The organism is Chryseotalea sp. WA131a (assembly GCA_025370075.1).
In the GTDB taxonomy this organism is placed as follows: domain Bacteria; phylum Bacteroidota; class Bacteroidia; order Cytophagales; family Cyclobacteriaceae; genus ELB16-189.
This window is the reverse complement of sequence record CP073016.1, coordinates 2,104,979-2,118,458: the sequence shown is the minus strand read 5'-3', so window position 1 is coordinate 2,118,458 and position 13,480 is coordinate 2,104,979. Positions and strand designations below refer to the sequence as shown.

The window sequence follows — 13,480 nt, the reverse complement described above, 5'->3', positions numbered from 1 at the left end:
TTATCTTCGTTCAACGTTTGCCCACGCGGACAGTGGCGGCTTCGAAAGCCCACCACTGCGCAAACACAAACGTTGCCAGCAATTGGGTCAGCTCCGTGGACAGTGAGCAACAAAATTTGAAGAGACATTAATGAAATTTAACGTTGGACAGATAGCAATAAATTTAAAAGATGAAATCTCCCCAATGGGACTTGGTGAAGGAGTTCGACTGACGACAAAGAGGGAGAATTGGTTTATCCCAAACCAAACAATTGATGAGACCAGCGAGATAATTACAAAAAATCACAAAATCGTAAAAAACTATTTCAAAGGAAAGAATGTTAAGAACATCACAGAGACAGACTTGGACAATTTTTCTTTAAAAATTGTGCTTCGCTATTTTCAAATGTATAATCAATGGCGGACAACTCATAAAAGAGAGATGAACAGGGACCTGACATTTATACATAAAGATTTTGAACATCCGAACACGTCCGACACAATTGTGGACTATTTTATGTCTGAGTATCCGGACGACTTTAGAGTTAAATGTGAAAGCATTTTAAATATGACCTCTGACCAATTACGAGAATACTTAATTAGAAAAGAACAATTTGATAATAGATAGTGGACGACCCAACAGCTGGCAACAAAATGTTTCTGCAATGGTGCCGTGATGTGTAAGCTATAAATATTTATCTTCGTTCAACGTTTTGTTTCGTGGGACAGGACGCGGCTTCGGAAAGGCACCACTGCAGAAACACAAACGTTATGCACAATGCCGCGGGACAGAGTAGTGACCGACCCGCATTGGCACATTTGCATGCCGCACTTCCCACGCGACACCAAAGCAAGCAAAAGAGCCAATCTTTCCCCCCGCGACAAGATGACGAGTTAAAAACGGACAATTGAGTGACCTAAATTAAAATCACTAAAGAGGACGTAATTCCAGACCAACCAAAATTGCTTGTGTTCAATTAATTTACTTATTTGCTTCTGAATACAGAATGAAATGAAAAAGGAATTCTTGAACGACTTCGAAGAGTTGATTTTAACGCTGGTTGCCGCTCTTCTCGAAAATGCCTATGGGGCCGCAATTACCATTGAAATAGAGCAGTGGCTTGGTCGGAAAGTAACTCTGAGTGCTGTCCATGTATTGCTATACCGGTTGGAAGACAAAGGCTACATAAAATCAGTAGTTGGCGGTGCAACTAATGAACGTGGAGGAAGAAGAAAAAGAATCTATTCGATCACGAACGCGGGGCTTGCCGTACTTCGCTCCATGAAGGAAACAAGAACTGAAATCTGGAAGTTGGTACCACAGTTAAAGATGATTAATAGCTAAAAATGAAATCGCTTCCGAAATGGGCAGAAAGATTACTTCGTGCAATTTGCCCTGAAGAGTTGTATGAACAGATTGAGGGAGACCTCATCGAAATATATAACTACGAAGAGAGAACTACAGGGAAACGAAAAGCCAAGCTACGATTTATCCTAGCATGTTTTCGGTTTTTCAGGCCGGGGATCATCTTACGAAACAAAATCAATATAGAACAAAACCACTTTTTTATGTTCAAAAACTATTTCATCACTGGAATGCGCCACATCCGTAAAAGCAAAGTGAATTTTGTTTTTAAACTAGGTGGGTTGACATTAGCGATTTTTAGTTTTCTTTCAATCGCGATGTATGTGTCATATCAAAGATCGTATGATACACACCACAACGACCATCAAAATGTCTACCGGGTAAACTCTCTACGCAAAGAAGCCGATCAGGTGGAAAAATATGCTATTGTGCCACACGCCATTGGTCCTATACTGAAACAAGATATTCCTGAAATAGAAGCGATTGCCAGAATAAGGTATGCACATGGTTCTTACCTCCGGTACGAAGATAAAAGCGTTTCCTGTGGAGGTTTCTTGATAGAGGCTGACAGCACCTTATTCGATTTATTAAAGTTCGATTTTATCGAAGGTTCATCCAATGCATTGAAAAATCCGAATGGCATTGTGCTCACTAGAAAAATTTCGGAAAATCTTTTCGGAACAGCTAGCGCATTAGGTAGGCTGATCACAATTAACAATAGGGACGATGTGTACCAGGTAACAGCTGTGATCAAAAACCCTAGCCATACATCCATTGGTATTGAAGCAGTCATACTTGACAAAACCGAATCAACGCTCAATAGTATTGTATCACCCGGAGAATTCTTTGCCCAGTCATCAACCCTTTTTGTTCGACTGAAAAAACCTGTAACGGAAGAACTTAGCTCAAAAATAGAGTCGTTGCTGAACAGGCATATCAAAAAGTCAGAACGGCAGGAAGTGGGATTCGATCTCTTCTTTCAACCTATTTCAAACATTTATCTTGACCCTGAATATCAGGGTGAAATGGGTACCAAGGGTAGTGCGACTTACGTTTATGCCTTTTCGGTTCTTGGGGTTTTGTTGCTGATGGTGGCTGCCATTAACTATGTTAACCTTTCCATTGCGGATTTCAACAGCCGTGCACGCGAAACTGGCGTTCGCAAAGTGCTGGGTGCACGAAAGTATCAATTGATATCACAGGTATCGCTTGAAACGTTATTGTTCAGTCTCTTCGCATTGACTCTAGGCGTGGGTGCACTTTACCTACTGTTTCCTAAAGTTACGCAGTTACTGGATGGCGACCTGCGCTTTGAAATGCTGTTAAATCCCAGAGTGGCGATACTTGCGGGGTCAGGTTTGGTTGTTTTGCTTTTCTTTTCAACCTACTTCCCTGCAAAAATGTTTACCACTTCGGGAGTGATTCAAAACCTAAAATCCAATAGCAGCGGATACAACTCTTCATTAAGCAAGATTTTGTTGTTTGTCCAATTCGGCATTTCAGCGATCTGTATAATTTGTGCTGTAATAGTTGGCAATCAAATCAGTTTTATTCACAATAAAGACCTTGGGTTTAATAAGGAAAACCTGCTGATGCTAAATATGCCGCAGGGATTCACCGTAAATAATATGACGACATTTAAACATGAACTTAAACAGGTTGCGGGAGTCACTCAGGTTTCAAACAGCTCGTTTTTTATAAGTGGTGGGTATGGGACTGATTGGTACTTTGTTGAACAGGAAAGTAAGCCGGAGATGAAGCAGGTTGAATTGTATGAAGTATTCTCTGATGATGAACTCTTCTCAACACTTGAGATAAAGATTTTGCAAGGCAGGGGTTTTGATGCTGAAATTCCTTCGGACAGTGGTGCCGCATTTATTGTGAATGAATCGGCTGTGAGGGAACTGGGTTGGAAAGAGCCGTTGGGCAAACGCATCTACACGCATCCCGAAGAGAAGGGCAAGTGGGACGGAACGGTGGTGGGCGTTGTTTCAGATATCAACATCAGTCCATTGTATGATAAAGTGAAACCGCTTGTGATGCGGTTGCCATGGACGAACGAATACCCTGATGGTTTTATTTACGTTCGCTACACTGGTGATGCAAAATCCGTCATTCAATCAGTAGAAGAAAAATATAAAATGATTATGCCTGGCTACCCGCTTAACTGGTTTCATGTGGCAGAGCTGTACAACAGAAGCCACGAGAAGGAGAACAAAGCGTATGCTTCACTTCAATTTGGTACACTTGTTATAGTTTTGATTTCAGTACTTGGAATTTTCTCGATGGCCATGTACATGTCCGTGAAACGAATGAAAGAATTTGGCATACGCAAGGTACTAGGTGCATCGGTGACACAGATTTCCATGTTGCATATTAACTATTTCATTCGTCTCGTATTGATTGCCTGTGCCGTAGCGTTGCCCGTTGCATATATGCTTATCGAGGAATGGCTAAGTACTTTCGCTTACCGGGTTGAGTTAGATTACCTGCCGTTTTTACTTGTGGTATTGACTTCTGTGATGGTAGTTATGCTTTCAGTCAGCTACTCCGCTTGGAAATCAGGCCGAATGAACCCAGTCGATGTGATAAAAATGGAGTGAAATGAAAACCAAGCAATCGACTAAAGACTTTCCGACTTCAAAGCCGACACTAACTAGACTGGAGTCGTGCTTCGTACCGCAGCACCAATGCCAAAGCCGCGCTACTTCAACCCGCGACCTAAGCTTTGGCATCCGTGCTGCTTAGTGACGGTTGACTGCGGCACATGTGCATAACAAAATGTTTCTGCAATTGCGGGGTGAAGTGTAAGCTATAAGTTTTTATCTTCGTTCAACGTTTGGTTTCGGGGACAGGACGCGGCTTCGAAAGCCCACAACTGCAGAAACACAAACGTTGTGTGCAAGGCGGTGGAAAGATTTGTCTCAGCACAACCAACTGGCTTGACGAATAAACTCCTAACCAGACAATTTTTATCATACGGACCGATAAGCAACTAAAAATATGACTCCAGAGATGATAGTGGGGAACTACATTGATAACATCAAGTGTGAAAGTTTTAAAGACTCTGAGACAGGAAGAATTAGAGTACGTCCTTTACCAGACCAAGGTTTATCGACAGACTTGGTTATTGAATGCAGTAAATATGAACGAGAAAGACATCCAATAGGGACTAAATTTATAACCGCGGACGTCAAAGTTTGTATCAAACCAGACGGTAGAGTTTATTTGAGAGCAAGAGATCAAATGATAACCAAAATATAAACGATAACTAAAGACGGACTTTTTGACTCTCAACTTAAATCCGCATTGTTTTTATTAGTATTTTTAAAGTAAGCCTATAATAAAGTGATTGAATATGGAAGAATTATTAAAGAAGAGAATTGAAATCATTATTAAACTAAACAAAGCCAGTAAGAAGCTGGAAGAAGAGCAAACGGACTCTGGCTTTATCGACAAGAAATATATTGATGAAGTGTTTAAATGGAATGAAGAGTTAAGAAAGATTCAGGTAGAGATTGATCGCTGACAACCGACAGCAACGAATTGGTTTAGTAAAAACCGCCCAGCACACAACAATGTATTTGCGTCAAGCGGGGTTGACGCGCAGTCCAACGTTTTCGTATCTTTATTGCGTTCGTTGTCGGGGACAAGGCGTGGCTTCGGAAGCCCCGCTCGAACGCAAATACTCACGTTGGGCTATATTGCGAGTGCGAATTTCAGAGATCGCCTTTTACAAAGTTCTGTTTTCCCTATTTATTTACAAAGTCGCTGAAGGCACGTTGGAAGAAAGACGTTAGGATTTCTTTTCAAGTCTTTGCGGTGAGACCGTGAAAGTTCGCACTTTCAAACGGGTGACCCCGCTTTCAAAGACTTGGGGACGAAGTTAATCGTTTGGTTTGACAGTATCCAGATGTCAAACGATTACAAACGTTTAATTACGGCTAACGTGCCGAAGTGTGCCGTGTTAAAAGGGGGTAAATAACAGGGAAATGAACTTCGGCAGTCCAAGTAACGTGCGCATAATTTTCTTTTATACGCAATGACTTGGCCATAAAAGGCGAACTCGAAATTGCAACACCGCCCAACATAGGGTTGCCGAAAGTGGGGCTAAGTGCGTTAGGAAAACGTTCCTCTTTCTATTAATTTTATCTTATGGGGAAAGAGCGAAGTTTTTAATCCCACCTTCGGCAACCCTCATCGTTATGCGCAAGCCCCGCGAACGCGCAGGATTTTGAGACCGCAAAACAAAATTCATCCCGCGCCTTTGCTTATTTGTTTTGCAGCTTTTCAAATTGGTTCACCATTGCGTAGGGACGGTGACGCGGTCGACAATTTCTTCACCGCGCCACGCCTCACCGCTCCGGGACAGGGACGCAGGCGCACCCGCCACGTTGGACGGTTTTTCGGTCCCTGAACAGTTTCTGGGGCTGTTCGCATAACAAAAAGTTTATGCCAGCTGCGGGGGCGGTGCGGTTATTCGGTTTGTTTTTCTTAATTTCGCTCTGCCACGTGCGACAGGGACGCGCTCCGAAAACCGCAGCCGTCACAAACTTAGCCGTTATGCGCAAGCCCCGCGAACGCGCAGGATTTTGAAACCGCAAAATGAAATTCATCCCGCGCCTTTGCTTATTGGTTTTGCAGCTTTTCAAATTGGTTCAGCATTGCGTGGGGACGGTGACGCGGTCGACAATTTCTTCACCGCGCCACGCCTCACCGCTCCGGGACAGGGACGCAGGCGCACCCGCCACGTTGGACGGTTTTTCGGCCCCTGAACAGTTTCTGGGGCTGTTCGCATAACAAAAAGTTTATGCCAGCTGCGGGTGCGGTGCGGTTATTCGGTTTGTTTTTCTTAATTTAGCTCGGCCACGTGCGACAGGGACGCGCTCCGAAAACCGCAGCCGTCACAAACTTAGCCGTTATGGGCAACTTGTTTTGTTCTCGTGGGACCGCATTTCATTGACAGTTTTTCGCCTGACGTTTACGTGCGCACTTCGTTGACGGGACGAAGTCAGCACGTTGTTGAGCGTTTGACGCAGGACTACATCGGGACGCACTTCGTGGAGAGTGACGTAGGACAGCAGCCCATAACAATAAGTTTGCGCCAGGCGGGGCGGACGTGTGGCTTGCAAAGTTGGTGGTTATTTAGTTCTTTTATCACGTGGGAGATGACGCAGGTGTTAACTTCCCGCCCTGACGCAAACTTTAGCGTTAAGCGCAAGCCCCGCGAACGCGCAGGATTTTGAAACCGCAAAACAAAATTCATCCCGCGCCTTTGCTTATTTCTTTTACAGCTTTTCAAATTGGTTCAGCATTGCGTGGGGACGGTGACGCGGTCGACAATTTCTTCACCGCGCCACGCTTCACCGCTCCGGGACAGGGACGTAGGCGCACCCGGCACGTTGGACGGTTTTTCGGCCCCTGAACAGTTTCTGGGGCTGTTCGCATAACAAAAAGTTTATGCCAGCTGCGGGTGCGGTTCGGTTATTAGGTTTGTTTTTCTTAATTTAGCTCTGCCACGTGCGACAGGGACGCGCTCCTAAGACCGCAGCCGTCACAAACTTGGCCGTTGGGCTATATTGCGAGTGCGAATTTCAGAGATCGCCTTTTACAAAGTTCTGTTTTCCCTATTTATTTACAAAGTCGCTGAAGGCACGTTGGAAGAAAGACGTTAGGATTTCTTTTCAAGTCTTTGCGGTGAGACCGTGAAAGTTCGCACTTTCAAACGGGTGACCCCGCTTTCAAAGACTTGGGGACGAAGTTAATCGTTTGGTTTGACAGTATCCAGATGTCAAACGATTACAAACGTTTAATTACGGCTAACGTGCCGAAGTGTGCCGTGTTAAAAGGGGGTAAATAACAGGGAAATGAACTTCGGCAGTCCAAGTAACGTGCGCATAATTTTCTTTTATACGCAATGACTTGGCCATAAAAGGCGAACTCGAAATTGCAACACCGCCCAACATAGGGTTGCCGAAAGTGGGGCTAAGTGCGTTAGGAAAACGTTCCTCTTTCTATTAATTTTATCTTATGGGGAAAGAGCGAAGTTTTTAATCCCACCTTCGGCAACCCTCATCGTTAGTGGCAATGCGCTTCGAACTATAACGAAATATGACAAAGGACGAGAAAATTAATAAGCTACTTGAAGTGTATTGCAACCACGTCTCAATTCCACGTGGAGAAGCCTATGCAGTTGCATTTGGGACTCTAGACGGCTCATCATCGCTTCACGACTTTTGGACAGAAAATCTGAACGCAAACCAAAGTGAGTTAGTAATATTGACCGACAGAATGGCGCATTTAGAACTGGTAACAACAAATGATGCAAGTGGTGTGCTCTATTCCGCGACACCTCATGGACGAGAGATTCAAGAAAATGGTGGTTGGTTAAAACATTTAGAATTAAAATCAAAACGCGATAATGCAGAGCAGACGAAGGAAAATTTAGAGTATGAAAATTTAAAGTTGCAAAATGACTCACTCAGGAACGAGCTAACGACCAGAAAGAGCAAAGAGGAAATTGACAAACTGACGATCGAGAATTTGAAGCTTCAAAACCGAAATAATAGAATTTGGTTCACTTTAATTGGTTCGGCATTGACTTTTTTGATTAGTAATTGGAAAGAGATATTGACTTTTTTTGGTTTGTTAAAATCGAGTAAATAAGCACTGCCACCAACAAAAGCTTGTGGCAAGCGGGCGGGACTGTGCGTCATTGCAGTTTGTAGTTCTTTATTTATCTTTATCACGTTGGACAGGACGAAGGTTTTTATTTGCCCGCCTGCCACAAGCTAACCGTTGCCGGCAATTACCTCGGACAGTTTTGTGACTAATTAACGGAGACAGGATTATAGACTCAATGACGACCTAACTTATGACAAAGATTAAAGACGTTACCATTGAGTTTAACTGCCCTGAGACATTGGACAACAAACTCCACTGCGACAGATGCTCCCATGCTGTCATAGATTTTACTGGCAAAACGGACAAAGAATTAAGAGAAGAAATTAAGAAATCGAAAGGACCAGTTTGTGGACTATTTAAAAAATCTCAGCTCAGCGACCAATTTTTAAAATATGCAGCCGCGACATTTATAGCGACATCTTTGACAATTCCAACACTTGGACAAGAGGTAATAAAAGGGGACTCATTATTAAAGGCGTGTGAAAAAATCGAGACTGAGAATGAAGAGGAAGTATTCTTAGGAATAATAGTTGAGACTCAGGCTGAACCAATAGGTGGTTATAAAAAATTCTTTGAGGCAATTACAAGCAAAATGAACTATCCAACCGGACTAAATGAAAAAGGAAAATCGTTCGTTGAGTTTACTATTGACTCCGTTGGGCAAATGAAAGACGTGAGATTGATAAAGGGATTCAATGAGTTAGCAGACAAAGAAGCAGTTCGGGTTCTTTCGACATTAAATTATCCTTTCAATCCCGGACGACAAAAAGGTAAGCCAGTTAAGACGAGACTTGTGATACCAATAACGTTTGACCCAAAAAAAGGTGAGAAGAGGTAACAGCCGGCAACAAAATGTTTGCGCAATGGTGGGGTGACGTGTAAGTTCAAAGTGTTATCTTCGTTCAACGTTTTGTGTCGGGGACAGGGCGCGGCTTCGGAAGCCCACCACTGCGCAAACACAAACGTTAGCAACAATGCCCTTCCGTGTAACCCGACACATACTCCAAGACGACAAAACAACGTTTGACAATCCAACCTATTAAATATCTCCACGGGGACAACTTAACGTATCCTTAGACAACGGGGACTTTAAAAGGAAACACAAAAAACTGGGACTCGACTCGGCTGACGAACAACGACACGTCTAACAATCCCCACCGCACGGCAACCTAAAAAAATTCTCGCCCACGCTTTTGGCACTTGCCATTGCCGCACCTCCCACCGCGACACCAAAGCAATGGCAAGAGCCAAACCCGACCAGATCAATCCAATTACAAATGGGTAAATGCTTCTACATAGTAATCCATATAGTAGACGTAATTCTCTAAGAGTACCACCAACTTCTTTATAACAAAGATTACTACGCTGAAACAATTGGTTTGAATGTAGCATAAAATACTTTAAGAAAGGTGTTGTATAATCATGTTATCCTATGAGTTTAATCATTTCTATAACAGTGGCTTCTTATCACATTTGGTAAAAAATAAGGAAATGGTTCAGTTACAGATTCACTCCCTGTTAACCCATCTTCCGATTTACGGTTCAATTTTGGGCAGCCTTGCCCACATACGGCATTTAGTCAAAAAGTGACCAGACTAAGATTGTCTATAGTGATTTAGGATATTAAGCTTAACTCAACACTTTAATATAAAATAATATGAATGGTAAAAACAACATCGCAATTGGCTTTTTGACAATGGGCTTTTTCATGGCTTATGGCTTTCTACTAATTTATCTTCGTGACTTTGCTCCTGGGAAAGAAGAATGGGTAAACTCATATAGTATCGGAAAACATTTTGAGACTCGACTTGCCCACGTTCACGGAAACTTGTTCGCTTTTCTTAACATCCTAATTGGCTATCTTCTACTTCATTTTAGAAACAAACTCCAAAACGTCAAAGCCATTTCTTGGTTCGCACTCACAGGCTTATTAATGCCAATTGGAATATTAACAGAGGTGTATTTTGGTTTACCACCTGCATTAGTATTAATAGGTGCAATTACAATGACAGTTTCCGTTGTTTGGCTTGGAATTGCATTTCTTAAAATGAAACCGTTCACTCAATTATGAAAAAGGCAATACTTTTTTTATTAGTTGCTGTATTGACGGGCTTTGGTTTGCTTACTCTATTTCTAAGCACATCTGTAATATTTGATTTGTTTGGTATTAGAGCCAAAGAGGGCAATTATGTTCCTTTTGTGGTTTGGTCAAATTTCATCAGTAGCATTCTTTACCTATTCGCTGCTTATGGGTTTATCAACAACAAGAAATGGACAGCTACACTCTTAGGAATTTCAACGCTAATTCTATTTTCCGCGTTTATCGGTCTTAAAATTCACATTAGTTCTGGTGGGATTTATGAAGAAAAAACTGTCGGTGCTATGCTCTTCAGGATTACAGTAACACTGGTTTTTGCAACAATTGCTTATTTCACAATCACAAGAAAGTTTCAATCAAATTTAAAATAATCTCCAATGAACATAAAAGAATTACACACTCAAGAAAAACCAGTTTCAGCAATTTCCCTTTTTAAAAGTGATCTGGGCAATGCTACAGCAATAAAAATTCTGCAAGGCGAAAAATTAAAAGAACATCTTACGAAAACACCAGCACTATTGATTTGTATGGCAGGGGAAGTGATTTTTGAAAACGAAAAAGGTATTAAAGAAACACTAATCTCGGGTGATTATGTAAATATTGAACCGATGATAAAGCATTGGGTTGAAGGAACAATTGAAAGCCAATTAATACTTATTAAATAAACTATCATGTCAAAAATACTCATACTTGGAGCCGGTATTGCAGGACACACTGCCGCATCACATTTAAGAAGAAAACTATCCAAAGAACATGAAGTTCTAGTGGTCTCGCCCAATCGAAATTATCAATGGGTTCCATCTAATATTTGGGTGGGTACTGGACGAATGAAATCTGAAGAAGTATTTTTTCCATTGGAACCTTTGTATAAAAGAAAAGGAATTGGTTATAAGCAAGCAAAAGTTGTTTCATTTCATCCAGACGGTGATGCCACAGAAACAAAGCCATTTGTAACAGTTGAATACATTTTTGGCGAAAATGCTGGAGTTCAAGAAAAAGTGAATTATGATTTTCTAATCAATGCTACTGGACCTAAACTAGCTTTTGAACTCACTGAAGGGCTGAATCCAGGAACAAACAAGGCCTATTCTGTATGCACTTATGAGCATGCCACTCATGCTTCTGAAGCATTACATAAATTAATAGCAGACATTAAAGTATCTGACAAGAAAGCCAAAATATTAATTGGAACTGGTCATGCTAAAGCCACATGTCAGGGTGCGGCATTCGAATATATTTTAAATGTTGAAAAGGAATTGGTGCGTCTTGGTGTACGAGATAAAATAGAACTGACATGGATTTCTAACGAAAATGAATTGGGAGACTTTGGTATGGATGGCATGCTTTTATCCTATGGCAATAAGACAATGAAGTCAAGTGAAATGGTTGAAATGGTTTTTGCTGACCGTGGCATTAAATGGGTTTTAGGTGCTGGCGTTTCTAAAATTGAAGATGGCATAGCACATTATGAAAATTTAAAGGGGGAATACAAAACAGAGTTCTTCGATTTTGCAATGTTAATTCCCTCATTTTCAGGACATGGTTTTAAAGCGTTTGATAAAAATGAAAACGATATAACTGCCAAACTTTTCAAGGGATTTATGATTGTAGATGCCGATTACACAGCAAAACCCTATGAAGAATGGTCTGTTCAAGACTGGCCAGAAACATACCAAAATCCAAGTTATGCCAACATTTTTGCACCCGGAATTGCATTTGCACCGCCTCATAGTATTTCGAAACCAAGAAAAAGTATAAATGGCACTGATATTTTTCCATCACCACCAAGAACAGGAATGCCTTCGGGAATTACTGCAAAATTAGTGGCTGACAATATTATTGACAACATTAAAAACGGAAAAATATCACTTGACCATAAAGGATCCATGGGTAATATGGGGGCTGCTTGCATTGCTTCTGCTGGCTATGGAATGACTAATGGAAGCGGGATTAGTATTACAACTTTCCCAATTGTTCCTGATTATAAAAAATATCCAACATCACACGGCAGAGATTTAAGGAAAACTTTTGGTGACATTGGCCTTGCTGGGCATTGGCTAAAGTTGACTTTGCATTATGCCTTTATTTATAAAGCTAAAATGAAACCATTTTGGTGGTTAATTCCTGAGTAGCGGAAATAAACTACTAAAGCTAATTCCTGCATAATTAAATCAACAATCATGACACAACAAATATCTAAATCGGAGCATTCAAAAATGCAAAATCCAATTATTCAATTTTTTAGGTTCATCTATTTAAGCTTAAAAATATTAGGAATAGTTGCAGGTGGGCATGGTGGTACACGCAATAAAAAAGTCTAAAAATATTTGACTAATGAAGTTAGTTAGCATTCACAAACAAACAATATTCCTGCTATTCTTTCTAATAGGACTTCAAGCAGCACAAGCCCAAGTATGGACAATGCAACAGTGTATTGATACAGCACAGGTTCGGAATAAAAACTTGCAAATGAGCAGGAACAATATTGCTATTGGTGAGCAAAAAGAGAAAGAAGCGAAAGCAAATTTAATTCCCAAAGTAACAGCCAATGCCGATTATCGCTATTACTTTAATCTACCCTATCAATTAATGCCATTATCTGCATTTGGTGGACCCGCAGGAGAATATAAGGCATCACCGGACTTTAAATTCGCTTTTGACGAACCATACGAAGAACTTAATTTCAAATCAAAAGACGGTGGACAAATAAATTCGTTATTTTTCAAGAACGACAGCTCGCGCGGAGTAATCTGTTTTTGGAAAGGCAATGGTGGGAATCTTGACAGGTGGGGACTTATGGCCCCAATGTTTCTAAAATGCAACTACGACATAATTATTACAGACTACAGACAACACGGAAAAAGCACAGGAGAAATCACGATTGACAATTTCTACTCTGACTCGCAAACAGTATATGACTTTCTAAAAACGAAATACCCAGAAAATAAAATAGTAGTTGTTGGCTACTCACTTGGAACGAGCATTGCTTCACATCTGGCCATTGACAACAACCCATTAATGACAATATTGGTAGAACCTCGCGAGAAGTTTGCCGACAAGTACTTAGAAATACTCTTTTTCCCGCTCCCCCAAATTAATAAGTTCCCTTTTAGGACAGATTTAGACATTCAGAAAACAAAAAGCTCGATTGCTATTATCTGTGGGACAAAGAGTGCTCTTCATAAAGACGCTCTTGAACTTAAAAAACTACTGAAAACGGACGACCGTTATTTTGAGATAAACGGAGCGACACATCAAACCATTTTGGGGGACAAAGAGTTTGAAAAAATAATTTACGACCTACTAAATGGGACTGCCAGCCGCTAACAATGTATTTGCGTCAAGCGGGGTTG

12 protein-coding genes are annotated in these 13,480 nt (G+C 41.3%); all 12 read left to right on the top strand.

Going from position 1 to position 13,480, the window contains the following annotated elements; all coding sequences use genetic code 11:
* Positions 1–130 precede the first annotated feature (130 nt).
* Positions 131–607, top strand: a complete 477-nt coding sequence (locus KA713_09550) for a hypothetical protein (GenBank protein UXE68793.1) — start codon at positions 131–133, stop codon at positions 605–607.
* A 384-nt stretch (positions 608–991) separates the two neighbouring features.
* Positions 992–1,324 (top strand): PadR family transcriptional regulator, encoded by a 333-nt coding sequence (locus KA713_09545; GenBank protein ID UXE68792.1) that lies wholly within the window; start codon positions 992–994, stop codon positions 1,322–1,324.
* 2 nt (positions 1,325–1,326) lie between these two features.
* Positions 1,327–3,948 (top strand): ABC transporter permease, encoded by a 2,622-nt coding sequence (locus tag KA713_09540; GenBank protein UXE68791.1) that lies wholly within the window; start codon positions 1,327–1,329, stop codon positions 3,946–3,948.
* Between the two features lie 755 nt (positions 3,949–4,703).
* Entirely contained in the window at positions 4,704–4,874 is a 171-nt protein-coding gene (locus tag KA713_09535) for a hypothetical protein (protein UXE68790.1), read from the top strand.
* Between the two features lie 2,582 nt (positions 4,875–7,456).
* Positions 7,457–8,011, top strand: coding sequence for a hypothetical protein (locus tag KA713_09530; protein ID UXE68789.1), 555 nt, complete (start codon positions 7,457–7,459; stop codon positions 8,009–8,011).
* Positions 8,012–8,219: 208 nt separating this feature from the next.
* The gene (locus KA713_09525) at positions 8,220–8,867 is read left to right on the top strand and encodes an energy transducer TonB (protein ID UXE68788.1); all 648 of its coding nucleotides are present in this window, start codon (positions 8,220–8,222) and stop codon (positions 8,865–8,867) included.
* A gap of 819 nt (positions 8,868–9,686) precedes the next feature.
* Positions 9,687–10,100 (top strand): hypothetical protein, encoded by a 414-nt coding sequence (locus tag KA713_09520; protein UXE68787.1) that lies wholly within the window; start codon positions 9,687–9,689, stop codon positions 10,098–10,100.
* Positions 10,097–10,498, top strand: coding sequence for a hypothetical protein (locus KA713_09515; GenBank protein UXE68786.1), 402 nt, complete (start codon positions 10,097–10,099; stop codon positions 10,496–10,498). The genes KA713_09520 and KA713_09515 overlap by 4 nt, the downstream gene beginning before the upstream one ends.
* Before the next feature lie 6 nt (positions 10,499–10,504).
* Complete coding sequence (locus KA713_09510; protein ID UXE68785.1) at positions 10,505–10,792, top strand: hypothetical protein; 288 nt, start codon at positions 10,505–10,507, stop codon at positions 10,790–10,792.
* A 6-nt stretch (positions 10,793–10,798) separates the two neighbouring features.
* The gene (locus tag KA713_09505) at positions 10,799–12,259 is read left to right on the top strand and encodes an NAD(P)/FAD-dependent oxidoreductase (GenBank protein ID UXE68784.1); all 1,461 of its coding nucleotides are present in this window, start codon (positions 10,799–10,801) and stop codon (positions 12,257–12,259) included.
* A 48-nt stretch (positions 12,260–12,307) separates the two neighbouring features.
* Positions 12,308–12,448, top strand: coding sequence for a hypothetical protein (locus KA713_09500; protein UXE68783.1), 141 nt, complete (start codon positions 12,308–12,310; stop codon positions 12,446–12,448).
* Positions 12,449–12,461: 13 nt separating this feature from the next.
* A complete protein-coding gene (locus KA713_09495; GenBank protein UXE68782.1) occupies positions 12,462–13,454 on the top strand; it encodes an alpha/beta fold hydrolase in 993 nt (330 codons plus the stop codon).
* The last annotated feature ends 26 nt before the right edge of the window (positions 13,455–13,480 follow it).

Excerpts from the sequence above, each read along its gene's own strand:
- KA713_09550 (UXE68793.1), top strand. The coding sequence starts at position 131 with ATGAAATTTAACGTTGGACAGATAGCAATAAATTTAAAAGATGAAATC.
- KA713_09540 (UXE68791.1), top strand. The coding sequence starts at position 1,327 with ATGAAATCGCTTCCGAAATGGGCAGAAAGATTACTTCGTGCAATTTGC.
- KA713_09495 (UXE68782.1), top strand. The coding sequence starts at position 12,462 with ATGAAGTTAGTTAGCATTCACAAACAAACAATATTCCTGCTATTCTTT.
- KA713_09525 (UXE68788.1), top strand. The coding sequence starts at position 8,220 with ATGACAAAGATTAAAGACGTTACCATTGAGTTTAACTGCCCTGAGACA.
- KA713_09520 (UXE68787.1), top strand. The coding sequence starts at position 9,687 with ATGAATGGTAAAAACAACATCGCAATTGGCTTTTTGACAATGGGCTTT.
- KA713_09530 (UXE68789.1), top strand. The coding sequence starts at position 7,457 with ATGACAAAGGACGAGAAAATTAATAAGCTACTTGAAGTGTATTGCAAC.
- KA713_09515 (UXE68786.1), top strand. The coding sequence starts at position 10,097 with ATGAAAAAGGCAATACTTTTTTTATTAGTTGCTGTATTGACGGGCTTT.
- KA713_09545 (UXE68792.1), top strand. The coding sequence starts at position 992 with ATGAAAAAGGAATTCTTGAACGACTTCGAAGAGTTGATTTTAACGCTG.
- KA713_09505 (UXE68784.1), top strand. The coding sequence starts at position 10,799 with ATGTCAAAAATACTCATACTTGGAGCCGGTATTGCAGGACACACTGCC.
- KA713_09535 (UXE68790.1), top strand. The coding sequence starts at position 4,704 with ATGGAAGAATTATTAAAGAAGAGAATTGAAATCATTATTAAACTAAAC.
- KA713_09500 (UXE68783.1), top strand. The coding sequence starts at position 12,308 with ATGACACAACAAATATCTAAATCGGAGCATTCAAAAATGCAAAATCCA.
- KA713_09510 (UXE68785.1), top strand. The coding sequence starts at position 10,505 with ATGAACATAAAAGAATTACACACTCAAGAAAAACCAGTTTCAGCAATT.